The organism is Methylobacterium sp. ap11 (genome assembly GCF_900110515.1).
Lineage (GTDB): Bacteria > Pseudomonadota > Alphaproteobacteria > Rhizobiales > Beijerinckiaceae > Methylobacterium > Methylobacterium ajmalii.
In genome coordinates this window covers 1-12,866 of sequence record NZ_FOEB01000033.1, presented here as the reverse complement: position 1 = coordinate 12,866, position 12,866 = coordinate 1, and the positions used below count along the sequence as shown (strand labels likewise).

Below are 12,866 nucleotides of genomic sequence, written 5' to 3'. Positions count from 1 at the left end.
CGGCCCGCACGGTCCGGCTCGTGGGGAACGTCCCCGCACGGGCGGCAGCGGCGGAGATCCGCCGATCCGGCTTTGCGGTCGGCGCCGCTGTTCCCAAAAGTCGATGCGCGGACCTTATTAAGAGCGCTCACAGAACCGTTCGTAGTGGACGGGCAAGCGGCGGGCGCGGTTGGACCAGGCATGACTGCGCTCGACCAGCCAGCGATGCTGTCCGAGCCTGTCGCTTCTCTCGATGCCGCGTCGGGCGATTCACGGCCTGATCCCACGCTCCCGGCACTCCCGCCGCCGCCCGCTGCGCACAGGCGGGATCACGTCCAGCGCCGGGGCCATCAGCGGGCTGTCGTGGCAGCTGGCGCCGGTCAGGACGAGGCCGAGCGGCGTGCCACGCGCATCGGTGACGAGGTGGCGCTTGATGCCCGCCTTGGCCCGGTCCGTCGGGGTCGGGCCGGTGGCAGGCCCCCTTTTTTCGCCGGTACGCTCGCGCTGTCGACGCTCGCCCGGCTCCAATCGATCTCACCCGCTGCAGGTAGGCGCTCGAGCTGCACCTGATGCAGGCGCCGCCACACGGCGGCGGCCTGCCAGTCGCGCAGCCGGCGCCAGCAACTCATGCCGCAGCCGCAGTTCATCTCGGCCGGCAGCATCTCCCAGGGGATGCCCGAGCGCAGCACGAACAGGATGCCGGTCAGGGTGGCGCGATCGTCCAGCCCAGGATGCCCACACTTCAGGGCGGACCACTCCAATGGGGGCTGACCAGCATGACCATGAGCGCGACGAGCAGCCTTTGGGAAATGACTCTCACCTCCGTGAGCACGGATGCCTCCCGCTGCACGATCGGCTCACCTGACGCACGCGGCCTCATGAAGCAGAAGCGCTATGACCGACACGGGCACTCGCCGCAGTGCGTGGCGATGCTTTGCAAAAAAATACTGTCAGCCTATCTGTCTGCGATAAAAAAAACCATAGTCGTCATGTAATTTGGGATCCATTTCTCATTATATCATGGTATTTGAATAATACGTCACCCGTGTCCGCAATATTGTTTAGGGTCGTACTGCCTGTGAAGACGCTATATCTTGCTGGAATCGTCCTGGCGATGCTCAATTCCGGAACGCATGCTCAAGCGGCCAATCTGACAATTGGGGTCGTGCCAGGCGTCTATGCCGATTCCGTTGCCGTCGCCGCCCAGGAGGCGAAAGCCGAAGGGCTCGACGTGAAGGTCGTCGAGTTCTCCGATTGGACGACGCCTAACGTGGCTCTGGCTGCCGGTGACCTCGATCTCAATTATTTCCAGAACAAGCTCTTCGCGGCGAATGCCAGCCGGCAGCGCGGCTACACCTTCGCCGACGTCGGCCTGGGTACGCTTTTGAATGTCGGTCTGTACTCGCTGAAACACGCGAGTTTCGAGGCGATCCCGAAGGGTGGCTCCGTGGCCGTGCCCAACGATCCGGTGAACCAGGGCCGGGCGCTCCTGCTTCTGCAGAAGGCCGGGCTGGTGCGGCTGAAGGACGGCGTCGGCGCCATGGGGACGCTCGACGACATCGTCGAGAACCCGAAGAAGCTGGTCTTCACCGAGGTCGAAGGACCACAACTTGCTCGCATCACGAGCGACGTCGACCTCGCGGTCGGCTACCCGCACTTCATCATTGCGTCGAAGGCGTTCGATCCAGGCCGCGCGCTTCTCTTCTCCGGTCTCGACGATGTTGACTACGCGGTGCGCTTCTACGCGCGGCGTGATAATGCAGACAACCCGGACATCCGAAAGTTCGTCAAGATCTACCAGACATCAGCCAAGGTCCGCACGGCGATATCGAAGGGGTTCGCTGACAACCCGAAGCTCTACTCGATCGTCTGGGCGCAGTGATCAGTTTTGCATCGCAGACTCGGAAAAGAGGGCCCGATGGCCGAACTCACGGTTCCGCTTGCGCGTACCAATCTCGTCTCTGCGTTGACCCCGCCGGCGCGGCGGGCCAGCGGCGCAAACCAAGTTGCCGCCGGCCCGCCGCGTCGCGCAGGCTCCGTCCGTTTCGAGGCGATCGGCAAGACGTACCACTCGTCGGGTGGCGAGGTCCGCGCGCTCAGCGGCATCGACACAGAGGTGCCGGAGGGCTCCGTCTTCGGCATCATCGGTCGCTCGGGCGCCGGCAAGTCGAGCCTCCTGCGGCTCGTCAACCGGTTGGAGGAGCCGACCGAAGGTCGCGTCCTCATCGATGGTGACGACATCGCCGCACTCGACACGAACGGTCTCGTCGCCTTTCGCCGCCGGGTCGGCATGGTGTTCCAGCACTTCAACCTCCTGGCCGCCAAGACGGTCCGCGAGAACGTCGCGCTGCCGCTGCTCGTCGCGGGCGTGCCGCGCGCCGAGATCGAACGACGCGTCGCAGACGTGCTCGCGCTCGTCGGGCTGGAAGGCAAGGAGCGCGCCTATCCCTCGCGTCTGTCGGGTGGGCAGAAGCAGCGCGTCGGCATCGCCCGCGCGCTGGTTTCCGGCCCGGAGATCCTGCTCTGTGACGAGGCGACCTCGGCGCTCGATCCGGAAACGACGCTCCAGATCCTCGGGCTGCTGAAGGACATCAACCGCCGCCTCAGTCTCACCGTCATCCTCATCACCCACGAGATGAGCGTCATCCGCGAGATCTGCGACCGGGTGCTGGTCCTGGAGCGCGGCGAGGTCGCGGAGACCGGCCTGGTCTGGCAGGTCTTCGGCGATCCTCAGCACGCGGCGACGAAGGCGCTCCTGGAGCCACTTGCGCGTGGATTGCCGGACGACCTCGCGGCGCGGCTCTCACCGGAGCGGAGCGACGAAGGGTCGGAAGAGGCCGTGATCGAACTGCGATATTCCGGCACCGGGGAGCCCGACGTCATCGCGCTGTCCGCCCGGTTTCCCGGCGGCTTGCGTCTTCTCGATGCTTCATTGGACCGGATCGGCGGCCACACGCAGGGACGCCTCCTCGTCGCGGTGCGCCTTGGAGAGTGCGAGGCACTCGGTCCGATCGTCCTGCCCTCCACTCGGGCGAGGGTTCTCGGCTATGTCTGACGCCATGATCGCCCGCGTTCTGCAGGCTTTCGTCGACACGCTGGCGATGGTCGGCATCTCGGCCGGGATCGCGCTTCTCGCCGGCATCCCGCTCGCGTTATTCCTCGTCGTCTCTGCACCGGGCGGCATATTTGCGTCGCCGATCGTCCACCGGGCGCTCTCGGCCGTGGTCAACGGCTTCCGGGCGACGCCCTTCATCGTGCTGCTCGTGGCGCTTCTGCCGCTGACGCGGCTGCTGACAGGCACGACGATCGGTGTCTGGGCGGCCATCGTCCCTCTGTCCATCTCGGCAACCCCGTTCTTCGCGCGGATCGCGGAGGTGTCGCTGCGCGAGGTGGATAAAGGGCTGATCGAGGCCGCGCAGGCGATGGGATGCCGGCGGCGCCACATCGTGCGGCACGTTCTGCTGCCGGAAGCTCTGCCCGGCCTCGTCGGCGGGTTCACCGTCACCCTGGTCACCATGATCGGCGCCTCGGCGATGGCGGGAGCGGTCGGCGCCGGAGGACTTGGCGACCTTGCCATCCGCTACGGCTACCAGCGCTTCGACACGACGCTGATGCTGGTCGTGATCGTCATTCTCGTGGCCCTCGTCTCGCTCGTGCAGTTTGCCGGCGACTACGCAATGCGCCGCCTGCGCGACAGGTAAGAAAACAATGCTCATGAACCTTGCCCGAGTCGACACCTCCGATACCCTGTCCTGTGCCCATCGGATCGACAGCGATGCCGAGGCCCGCGCCGTCGCCCGGCATCTCGCCGCCGAGTTCGCAACCGGCGCGGCAGGACGCGACCGTGATCGCAGGCTACCCGTCGAAGAGCTCAACCGCTGGAGCGCCAGCGGGCTCGGCGGCATGACCGTGCCGCGCGCCTATGGCGGCGCCGAGGTGTCCTACGCGACCCTGGCCGAAGTCTTCGCCACCGTCTCGGCGGCCGACCCATCACTGGGCCAGATCCCTCAAAACCAGTTCGGCATCCTCGCCATCCTGCGCGAACTCGGTACGGAGGCGCAGAAGCGGCGCTTCTTCGCCGAAGCCCTGGCCGGCCGGCGTTTCGGCAATGCCGGCCCTGAGCGGTCGGGCAAGCGGATGACGGACATCACGACGCGGGTCGCCCCCGGTCGCGGCGGCCTGCGCCTGAACGGACGGCGCTTCTATTCGACCGGCGCGCTCTTCGCCGACTGGATCCCCACCCGAGCCCTCGACGCTCGGGATCGCCCGGTCTTCGTCTTCGCGCGCCGTGAGGCACGAGGCGTCACGGTGATCGACGACTGGTCCGCCTTCGGCCAGCGCACGACGGCGAGCGGAACGGTGGTGTTCGAGGATGTCGCCGTGGAGCCCGACGATATCCTGCCGACCTATCTCTTTGCCGAGCGCCCGAGCCTGACCGGTCCGACGTCGCAGCTGATCCAGGCCGCCATCGACCTCGGCATCGCCCGCTCGGCGCTCGCCGACACCATCCGCTACGTCCGTGAACGCGCCCGCCCCTGGATGGATTCGGGGCTGGATCAGGCGAGCGACGACCCCACGATCCGGCACGGCATCGGCCAGCTTTCCACCGCGCTCCAGGCGGCCGAGGAGGTGACGCGCGAAAGCGCCGAGGCGCTGGACGCGATCGCCGCCGAGCCGATCACCCTCGAGAGTTCGGCCAAGGCCTCCGTCGCGGTCGCGGAAGCGAAAATTCTGACCACCGAGATCGCACTCGAAGCGTCAGAGACACTGTTCGATCTTGCCGGTGCCGGGGCGACGCGGGGCGCCTATGCGCTCGATCGCCACTGGCGCAACGCGCGCGTCCATACGCTCCACGACCCAGTGCGCTGGAAGTATCACCTCCTCGGTCATTACGTCCTCAACGGCGCCTACCCGCGTCGCCACTCCTGGAATTAACGCAGGGGACATATAATACAATGGACAAATCGATCGAGCCCGTCGCGCGTGTCATCACGAGTGGCGAGGAAGCGCTGGCAGTGGCTCGTGGCCTCGCCGTAGATTTCGCCGAAGGGGCGGTCTCGCGCGACGCCGAGCGTCGTCTGCCTTGGGAGGAACTCGCACGTTTCAGCCAAAGCGGCCTTTGGGGCATCACCGTGCCGCGTGCCTTCGGCGGCGCCGACGTGTCGGCCGGAACCCTGGCGGAGGTCATCGCGATCATCTCCGCCGCCGATGCCTCGCTCGGCCAGATCCCGCAGAACCACTTCTACGCGCTGGAGATCCTCCGCTTCGCGGGCAGCGATGCGCAGAAGGCCCGTTTCTTCGAACTCGCCCTGAAGGGCAGACGTTTCGGCAATGCATTGTCGGAGGTCGGCACGCGGGATTTCTCGCGCCGCACGCGGCTCATCGAGGATGGAAGCAGACTGGTCCTCCAGGGCACGAAGTTCTACTGCACCGGCGCGATCTATGCCGATTGGATCCCGACCCACGCCTTGGTGCGCGAGGGGGACCAGAAAGATTATCGCCTCGTCTTCGTGCCGCGCGATGCTCCCGGCGTGACCGTCACCGACGATTGGGACGGCTTCGGCCAGCGCATCACCGGGTCCGGATCCGTGCGGTTCGAGGACGTCGTCGTCGCCCCGGAGTGGATCCTGCCCTTCAGCAGGGTCTTCGACACGCCCACCACCGTCGGCCCGATCGCCCAGATCATGCACGCGGCGATCGATCTTGGCATCGGGCGCGCGGCCCATGCGGACACGTTGCATTTCCTGTGCGAGCGGGCGCGACCTTGGATCGATTCCGCCGTGGAAACGGCGGCCGAGGACCCTCTGACGATCCGCGACGTCGGCGAGACCGCCCTACGCCTGCGCGCCGCCGAGGCGCTGCTGCGTCGGGCCGGCCGCGCGGTCGATGCGGCGCGGGCGGTCCCTGACGAGGCGAGCGTGGCCGAAGCGTCGATCGCGGTGGCGCAGGCCCGCATCCTCACAGACCGAGCCGGGCTGCGGGCGGCGACCAAGCTCCTCGAACTCGGTGGCGCATCCTCGACCTTCGCCGCCGACGGCTTCGATCGCCATTGGCGTAACGTCCGTACCCACACCACCCACGACCCGCTGCGCTGGAAGTACCAGGCGATCGGTCGATATGCGCTGACCGGTGAGCGCCCGCCGCGCCACGGCGCCATCTGAGCGAGAGCAGAACATGACCGCGCGCAAGCCAATCCTTCTCAACGCCTTCACCATGAACTGCGTTGGGCACATCAATCACGGGCTCTGGACACATCCGCGTGACCGTTCTCAGGATTACACCAAGCTATCCTATTGGACGGACCTCGCGCGGACGCTGGAAGCAGGCCTGTTCGACGCGGTATTCATCGCCGACATCGTCGGGGTCTATGACGTGTACCGCAGCTCGATCGACCTCACGGCGCGCGAGACCATCCAGCTCCCCGTCAACGACCCGACACTGCTCGTGCCCGCCATGGCGGCGGTAACGAGGCATCTCGGCTTCGGTGTCACCGTCAACATCGCCCTCGAACATCCCTACACGTTCGCGCGCCGCTTCTCGACGCTCGACCACCTGACGGAGGGACGGATCGGCTGGAACGTCGTCACCGGTTATCTTGACAGCGCCGCCCGTGCCACTGGGCGCGACGCGATGGACGAGCACAACGAACGTTACGACCGGGCGGACGACTACCTCGATCTCCTCTACAAGCTTTGGGAAACAAGCTGGGAGGAAGGGAGCGTCAAGCAGGACAAGGCCGCACGCCTCTATGCCGATCCGGACGCGATCCACGAGATCCGGCACGACGGTCCCTACTACCGGAGCCGGGGATACCATCTCTGCGAGCCCTCACCCCAGCGCACGCCCGTGCTCTTTCAAGCCGGTACCTCGGGCCGAGGACAGCGCTTCGCCGCACGCCATGCCGAGTGCGTCTTCATCATGGCCTCCGATCCCGCGGCCGCGCGCCGGACCTCCCGGCAACTCCGCGAAGCGATCGTGGCCGCGGGCCGTCGGCCGGACGACATCCGCATTTTCGTCGGTATCAGCGTCGTCACCGGCGCGACCGACGCCGAGGCGCTCGACCGGCTCGATGAGTATGTGGCCCATGCCAACCCGGAGGCCGGTCTGGCCCATTTCGCCGCCGGCAGCGGCATCGACTTCTCGCGCTACGAACTCGACGAGGAGATCGCCTACGGACCGACCAACGCCATCCAGTCCACCACGGCTGCCGCGAGGCAGAAGCGCCTGACCCGACGCCAACTCCTCGACGGTCTCAAGCTCGGAGGGCGCTACCCGTTGGTGGTCGGGTCGGGCAAGACTGTCGCCGAGGAACTGCGACGCTGGACGGAGGATGGCGAGATCGATGGCTTTAACCTGACTCGTACTGTCGTGCCGGAATGTTGGCACGAATTCGTCAAGTTCGTCGTGCCGGCCCTCCAAGAGCGTGGACTTTACAAGACAAGATATGGCGAGGGAACGCTGCGCCATCGTCTGTTCGGGGAAGGCGACCGTCTGCCGAGCCGGCACGCTGGGCTCACATCCCCCGCCGTTTCCGAATGATGGTGATGACCCGCGGCATCAGTCCCCTTCCGAGCGTCACCTGTTCGCATCTGGCAGCGCTGACCGTAACCGGAGCGCTTCCGCCGATCCGCGCGGCTAGATCGCTCAGGCCCTCGACCACGGCGCCGGTGTGCCGGGCCTGCGCCACTGCCTCGGCGGCCATCCGGGCGGCGGAGCCGACCTGCTGGCTGATCTCGCCGACCGAGACCGACAGCGCCTCGGCCCCCGAGGCGACGCGGCCGATCTCGCCCGAGACGCGCCCGGTCAGGTCCATGGCCTCGGCGGTGCGGGCGCTCGCGCCCCGGACCGAGGCCGCGACGGCGTCGAGCTCGAGGCCGATCGTGCGCTGCGCCTCGTGCCGCAGGTGGCGCTCCTGCACCTGGGGGTGATGTCGGCGGCGAACTTCACCACCTTCAGCACCTCGCCGCCCGGCGCGAGGATCGGGTTGTAGGTCGCCTGGATCCAGACCTCGCGCCCGCCCTTGGCGATGCAACGGAACTCGCCGGCCTCGAAGGCGCCGCGGCCGAGCCGCTGCCAGAACCCGAGATAGGCCTCGCTCGCCCGGTCCGCGGGATCGACGAACAGGCCGTGGTGGCGGCCCCGGACCTCGTCGAGCGCGTAGCCCATGGCGGCCAGGAACTGGTCGTTGGCCATCAGGATGGTGCCGTCGGGGGCGAACTCGATGACGGCCTGGGAGCGATCCAGGGCCTCGAACTTGGCCCTCAGGTCGCCGGAGACGGACACCGAACCAAACATGACAAAATCCCTGGATTTATTTTTTACCGGCATTGCAGGTATCCATTAAAATATATTAAATCCATTGCACATCTAAAGCATAACAGGGTGTTTTTGCATCCAATAGGCCGTTCGATCTAAGCGTTCAGCCGACCATCGCCGGCTCCATGTCGGGACCGGCCACCGCCACCCGGTCCCGCCCGCCGCGCTTGGCCGCGTACAGGGCGACGTCGGCGCGCTTGAGCAGGCTGTCGACGGTGTCGCCGGGCACCCACTCGCTCAGGCCGATGCTGGCGGTGAAGCGCAGGTCCGGCAGTCCCGGGACCGTGCCCGCCGCGCACTGGCCGCGGATGCGGTGGGCCGCCACCGCGGCGCCGGCGATGCCGTGGCCGGGCATCAGCACGGCGAATTCCTCGCCTCCGAGGCGGCCGGCGGTCGCCGTGGTCTCGCCGGTCTCGCGCAGGATCTGCGCCACGCGGCGGATCACCTGGTCGCCGATGTCGTGGCCGAAGCGATCGTTGATCGACTTGAAGTGGTCGATGTCGATCTGGAGCAGTGCCAGCGGGTTCCCGTCCGCGGCGGCGGCGAGGTCGCTCTCGGCCCGGCGCATCAGGGCGCCGCGGTTGAGGAGCTGGGTCAGGTGGTCGGTGTCGGCCTGGCGGATGAGGGCGCGCTGGAGGCCGAGCACCCGCTCGGCCGCGCGTAGGCGGCCGTGGAGCTCCTGGGGGCTCGGCGGCTTCGACAGGAAGTCGTCGGCGCCGCTGTCCAGAACCTCGCCGAGGGGCCGGTCGTCGCGGGCGCTCGACATCACCAGGATGGTGAGGGGGCGGCGCTCGTCGACCAGCGCCCGCAGCGACCAGCACAGCTCGAGCCCGCTCAGCGGCTCGACCTCGAGGCTGGTGAGGACGCAGGCGACCGAGGGGTCCGCCTCGACGTGGGCCAGCGCCGCGGCGGAGTCCGAGAACGCCACGACGGTGTGGCCGCCGGCCTCGAGCATGCCGGCGACGATCTTGAGGACGACGCGGCTCGGATCGATCAGGGCGACGTGCACGGCAGGCCTTCTTCAGGAAGCAAGGGGGATGGGGAGCGTACTGTCGGCTGGCCGGCTGCCAACGCCCTCGGATCTATCCAGCTCGCGATCTCGCCCGGCATGATGTCGTTCGCCATCAGCGCGTAGGAGGTGCGGTCGCGCCCGGCGGCCTTGGCCTCGTAGAGGGCGGCGTCGGCGAGGCGCATCAGCTCGGCCGCCTCGCCGCCGGCGCGCGGTATCCCGAAGGCCAGGCCGATGCTGACGGTGATCCGGCCGACCGGGCCGTCCTGCGCCTCCACGAGGAGGCAGCCGACGGCGGCATGCACGTTCTCGGCGACGCGGGCGGCGCCCTCGGCGTCGGTGTCCGGCAGGAGGACGGCGAATTCCTCGCCGCCGAGCCGTGCCACGAGGTCGCCCGGCCGGCGCGCGCTCGCCGACAGGGCGCCGGCGAGCGCCACCAGCACCCGGTCGCCGCCCTCGTGCCCGTGGCGGTCGTTGAACCGCTTGAAGTGGTCGGCATCGACGACGAGGAGGCCCAACGGCGAGGAGCGGCGGCGCGCCTCCGCGAAGGCGCGCCCGAACGCCTCGTCGAAGGCGCGGCGGTTGGGCAGGCCGGTGAGGGGATCGGTGCGCGAGAGCAGCGCTAGCTCGGCCTCGGCGGCGTTGCGCCGGCGCAGCTCGCCGGCGACCAGGACCGACAGCCCGGCCGCGAGGGCGCACAGGGCGAGGACGACGAGACCGATCCCGATCGCCTTGGTGCGCCAACCGGCCTCGACCTCCCGGGTCGAGATCGCGACACTGAGGTAGAGCGGCAGGGAGCCGACGCGGGTGAAGGTGTAGAACCGCTCCACGCCGTCGCTCGGCGTGGTCCCGACGAAGCTGCCCGTGCCCTCGCGCAGGAAGCGCTGGACGTTGGGCGACGAGGCGAAGTTCGGGGCGAGCTCCTCGTTGGGCTCGGGATGGCGCACGATCCGGGTGCCGTCGGCGAGGAACAGCGCGATCGTGCTCCCGGGCCCGAGCCGGATCCGCTCGAACATCCGGTCGAAGTAGGACAGCGACAGGCTGCCGAGCACGATCCCGTTGAACGAGCCGTCCGCCATGGCGACGCGGCGGCTGAGCACGATCACCGGCTTGCCGGCGAGATGCGAGATCACCGGCCGGCTGATGTGGAGCCCGAGGTCGGGATCGGCCTTGTGCGCCTTGAAATACTCGCGGTCGGCGTTGTTGAGGCGCCGCGCCGGCCAGCCGGCGGCGTCGTAGATCGCGTTGCCGTGCTCGTCGAGGACGAGCATCACGCCGAGGTCCTTGGCGTTGACGGCGCGGTCGAACAGGACGCGCTGGCGGATGTGGGGCTTCACCTCGTCGAGGTCGTAGATCTGGAGGTTCTCGATGACGCCCTGGAGGGTGAGGTCGATGATCTCGACGTTGCGGTCGACGTCGCGCTCGATCACCTGGAGCAGGTTCCACGAGGTCCGGGCGGCCTTGTCCCAGGCGTCCTGGCGCATGTCGGCCAGCATCGCGCCGCACACCGCCACCATGCCGAGGGGGGCCACGACCCCGAGGGCGACCCAGGTCCGGGCCGAGCGCAGGCCGCGCGGCAGGAGAGAGACCAGGCGCTTGCTCATGCGTCGGCGGGGAAGTGCGGGGTGAAGGCCGCGGCGATCGGCCGGAAGGCGGCGACGACCGCGGGATCGAGGCGGCCGGTCATGCCCTCCAGGATCGCCATCGCCTCCTCGCTGGGCAGCGGCGGCTTGTAGGGGCGCTGCTCGATCAGGGCGGCGTAGATGTCGCAGACGGTGACGAGGCGCACGAGATCCGGGATGTCGGCCTCCCGGCATCCGTCGGGGTAGCCCGATCCGTCGAGCATCTCGTGGTGGGAGCGCACGACCGCGAGCATCTCGGGTTCGAAGCCCTGGCCGGCGAGCATGCGGTAGCCCTCGTCGGGATGCCGGCGCACGATCGCCATCTCGTTCGCGTCGAGCTTGCCCGGCTTGTTGAGGATCGCCGAGGGGACGTGGATCTTGCCGACGTCGTGCAGGAGCGCCGCCTTCGTGAGGCGGTGGCATTCGCGCTCGCCGAGCCCGAGGCTGCGGGCGAAGGCGGCGGCGAGCCCGGTGACGAGGAGGCAGTGCTGGTGGGTGGCGTCGTCGAAGCGGCGCACCGCCCGGACCCAGTCGCGGATGCCGGTGTCGCGGACCGCCTGGGCGATGAAGTCGGTCCCGGTCTCGACGACGCGGGTGGTGACGGGTCCGTCGGGCACGAACACCGAGCCGAAGAACCGGCGCGCCTCCTCGCTGGCGCGCAGGGTGCAGGGGTCGAGCACGATGGGGTGGGGAATTCCGGCGGCGGCGCGGACCCGCGCCGGGTCGAAGGGCGCGCAGAGGGTCTCGGAGGCGCCGAGTGCCACGCCGAACAGCCGCGCGCGGGCCGAGTTCCGGCGCAGCAGGACGACCAGGGGGGCGCCGCGGCGGGAGACGGCCAGGATGCGGCGCAGGCGGTCGAGCGCCTCGGCGCTGTGGTCCTCGACATCGGCGAGGAGGGCCTGGGCCGGCCGGGCGGGGGCGTCGTCGTAGAGGTCGCGGATCTCGCAAGCCGTACCCTCGCCGAGGTCGCGGGCGAGCCCGCGGCTACGGTCGGGGTTGTCCGAGATCATCAGGATCCGGTGCATGGTCGGCCCCCGGCGGGAGGATCAGGCGAACAGGGCGTCGACGGCGTCCTGCGAGACGGCCGCGACGTCGGGCAGGGCGGGGCCGTTGAGGAGGGCGTCCTCGCCGCGGCGGCGGTCGTTGCGGGCCGCCGCGGGGGCGGCGCCGGCACCCCAGACGCGCAGCATCTCGGCGACCCGGTCCTCGATGAAGGCGATGGTGCGCACGACCTTCGAGATGCGCTGGCCGGTCAGGTCCTGGAAGTTGCAGGCGACGAAGACGGTCTGCATCTGGGCCTGGATGGCGGCGGCATGGCCGCGCGTCGCCTCGTCGGCGGCACCGCGGACGATCCGGCGGGCGAGGTCGTCGACGGTCTCTGAGGCACCCAGGATGGTGTTGGTGGCCCGCTCGGTGCCCTGGACGACGGCCTGGAGCTCGTCGCGGGCGCGCCCGGCATCCTGCTCCTGGCGCAGTTCGGCGATCTCCTCGCGGGTGCGTACGATCGCGTCGGAGATCGTCAGGAGATGACGCTGCAACAGAGCCGTCTGTTCGTCGACGAGGACGGGGGCGGATGTTTTACAGTTCATGGTGCCGTTCGCTCAAAGGTCCTTATGCCGGCACCATGCATAATGCAGGCGAGCTAGGCGAGTCGGGATGTAATAGCATTGCTAGTTAGAATTAACCTGAGATTTATGTCATAGCTTCCGCCCTGGAACGTTGCGGATAACGAAAAAACGAGACCAAAGCTATTCCCATGACACCGGCTAAACCGGCGTCGTGGGAGCGTGATCATTCGTCTACGATCGTTCGCCGGATCGACCGGGTACGATCCGGTCTCAGGCGGCCCGCACGGTGGCGAGGAAGCGGCCGACCTCGGCGGTCAGGTGCTCGGACTGGCGCGACAGCTCGGAGGAGGCCGAGAGGACCTGGGACGCCGC

Annotated in this window: 12 protein-coding genes and 1 pseudogene; 6 read left to right on the top strand and 7 right to left on the bottom strand. The window is 68.4% G+C overall.

Annotated elements, in window-relative coordinates:
* Positions 1-138: 138 nt before the first annotated feature.
* Positions 139-704: pseudogene (locus BMX97_RS29315) on the bottom strand (IS5 family transposase); the annotation flags it as partial.
* Between the two features lie 389 nt (positions 705-1,093).
* On the opposite strand from BMX97_RS29315, the gene BMX97_RS29310 reads away from it, so the two are divergent.
* Genes BMX97_RS29310 through BMX97_RS29285 form a run of 6 tightly spaced genes read left to right on the top strand, consistent with a single transcriptional unit; the run spans position 1,094 to position 7,518 of the window.
* On the top strand, positions 1,094-1,861 hold the full coding sequence (locus tag BMX97_RS29310; protein WP_091754685.1) for a MetQ/NlpA family ABC transporter substrate-binding protein: 768 nt from the start codon (positions 1,094-1,096) through the stop codon (positions 1,859-1,861).
* 36 nt (positions 1,862-1,897) lie between these two features.
* On the top strand, positions 1,898-3,034 hold the full coding sequence (locus tag BMX97_RS29305) for a methionine ABC transporter ATP-binding protein (protein ID WP_091754684.1): 1,137 nt from the start codon (positions 1,898-1,900) through the stop codon (positions 3,032-3,034).
* On the top strand, positions 3,027-3,680 hold the full coding sequence (locus tag BMX97_RS29300; protein ID WP_091754683.1) for a methionine ABC transporter permease: 654 nt from the start codon (positions 3,027-3,029) through the stop codon (positions 3,678-3,680). Before BMX97_RS29305 ends, BMX97_RS29300 begins: the two co-directional genes overlap by 8 nt.
* Positions 3,681-3,693: 13 nt before the next feature.
* Positions 3,694-4,914: an SfnB family sulfur acquisition oxidoreductase gene (locus tag BMX97_RS29295; protein ID WP_210187690.1), complete on the top strand. Its 1,221-nt coding sequence runs from the start codon at positions 3,694-3,696 to the stop codon at positions 4,912-4,914.
* Between the two features lie 20 nt (positions 4,915-4,934).
* On the top strand, positions 4,935-6,140 hold the full coding sequence (locus tag BMX97_RS29290) for an SfnB family sulfur acquisition oxidoreductase (protein WP_091754681.1): 1,206 nt from the start codon (positions 4,935-4,937) through the stop codon (positions 6,138-6,140).
* A 13-nt stretch (positions 6,141-6,153) separates the two neighbouring features.
* Positions 6,154-7,518: an LLM class flavin-dependent oxidoreductase gene (locus BMX97_RS29285; protein ID WP_091754714.1), complete on the top strand. Its 1,365-nt coding sequence runs from the start codon at positions 6,154-6,156 to the stop codon at positions 7,516-7,518.
* Here BMX97_RS29285 and BMX97_RS34005 read toward each other — a convergent pair.
* From BMX97_RS34005 to BMX97_RS29255, 6 genes are all read right to left on the bottom strand, one after another.
* The gene (locus tag BMX97_RS34005) at positions 7,493-7,792 is read right to left on the bottom strand and encodes a hypothetical protein (RefSeq protein WP_091754680.1); all 300 of its coding nucleotides are present in this window, start codon (positions 7,790-7,792) and stop codon (positions 7,493-7,495) included. The two genes, BMX97_RS29285 and BMX97_RS34005, sit on opposite strands and share 26 nt — an antisense overlap.
* Positions 7,783-8,274, bottom strand: coding sequence for a PAS domain-containing protein (locus BMX97_RS34000; protein WP_091754679.1), 492 nt, complete (start codon positions 8,272-8,274; stop codon positions 7,783-7,785). Before BMX97_RS34000 ends, BMX97_RS34005 begins: the two co-directional genes overlap by 10 nt.
* Positions 8,275-8,398: 124 nt before the next feature.
* The gene (locus BMX97_RS29270) at positions 8,399-9,304 is read right to left on the bottom strand and encodes a GGDEF domain-containing response regulator (protein ID WP_091754678.1); all 906 of its coding nucleotides are present in this window, start codon (positions 9,302-9,304) and stop codon (positions 8,399-8,401) included.
* The gene (locus BMX97_RS29265; protein WP_091754677.1) at positions 9,289-10,908 is read right to left on the bottom strand and encodes a sensor domain-containing diguanylate cyclase; all 1,620 of its coding nucleotides are present in this window, start codon (positions 10,906-10,908) and stop codon (positions 9,289-9,291) included. Before BMX97_RS29265 ends, BMX97_RS29270 begins: the two co-directional genes overlap by 16 nt.
* Positions 10,905-11,951 carry an HD-GYP domain-containing protein gene (locus BMX97_RS29260; protein ID WP_091754676.1) on the bottom strand — a complete coding sequence of 349 codons (1,047 nt, stop codon included), beginning with the start codon at positions 11,949-11,951 and terminating at the stop codon, positions 10,905-10,907. Before BMX97_RS29260 ends, BMX97_RS29265 begins: the two co-directional genes overlap by 4 nt.
* A 21-nt stretch (positions 11,952-11,972) precedes the next feature.
* Positions 11,973-12,464, bottom strand: a complete 492-nt coding sequence (locus BMX97_RS29255) for a protein phosphatase CheZ (protein WP_244538705.1) — start codon at positions 12,462-12,464, stop codon at positions 11,973-11,975.
* Between the last annotated feature and the right edge of the window lie 402 nt (positions 12,465-12,866).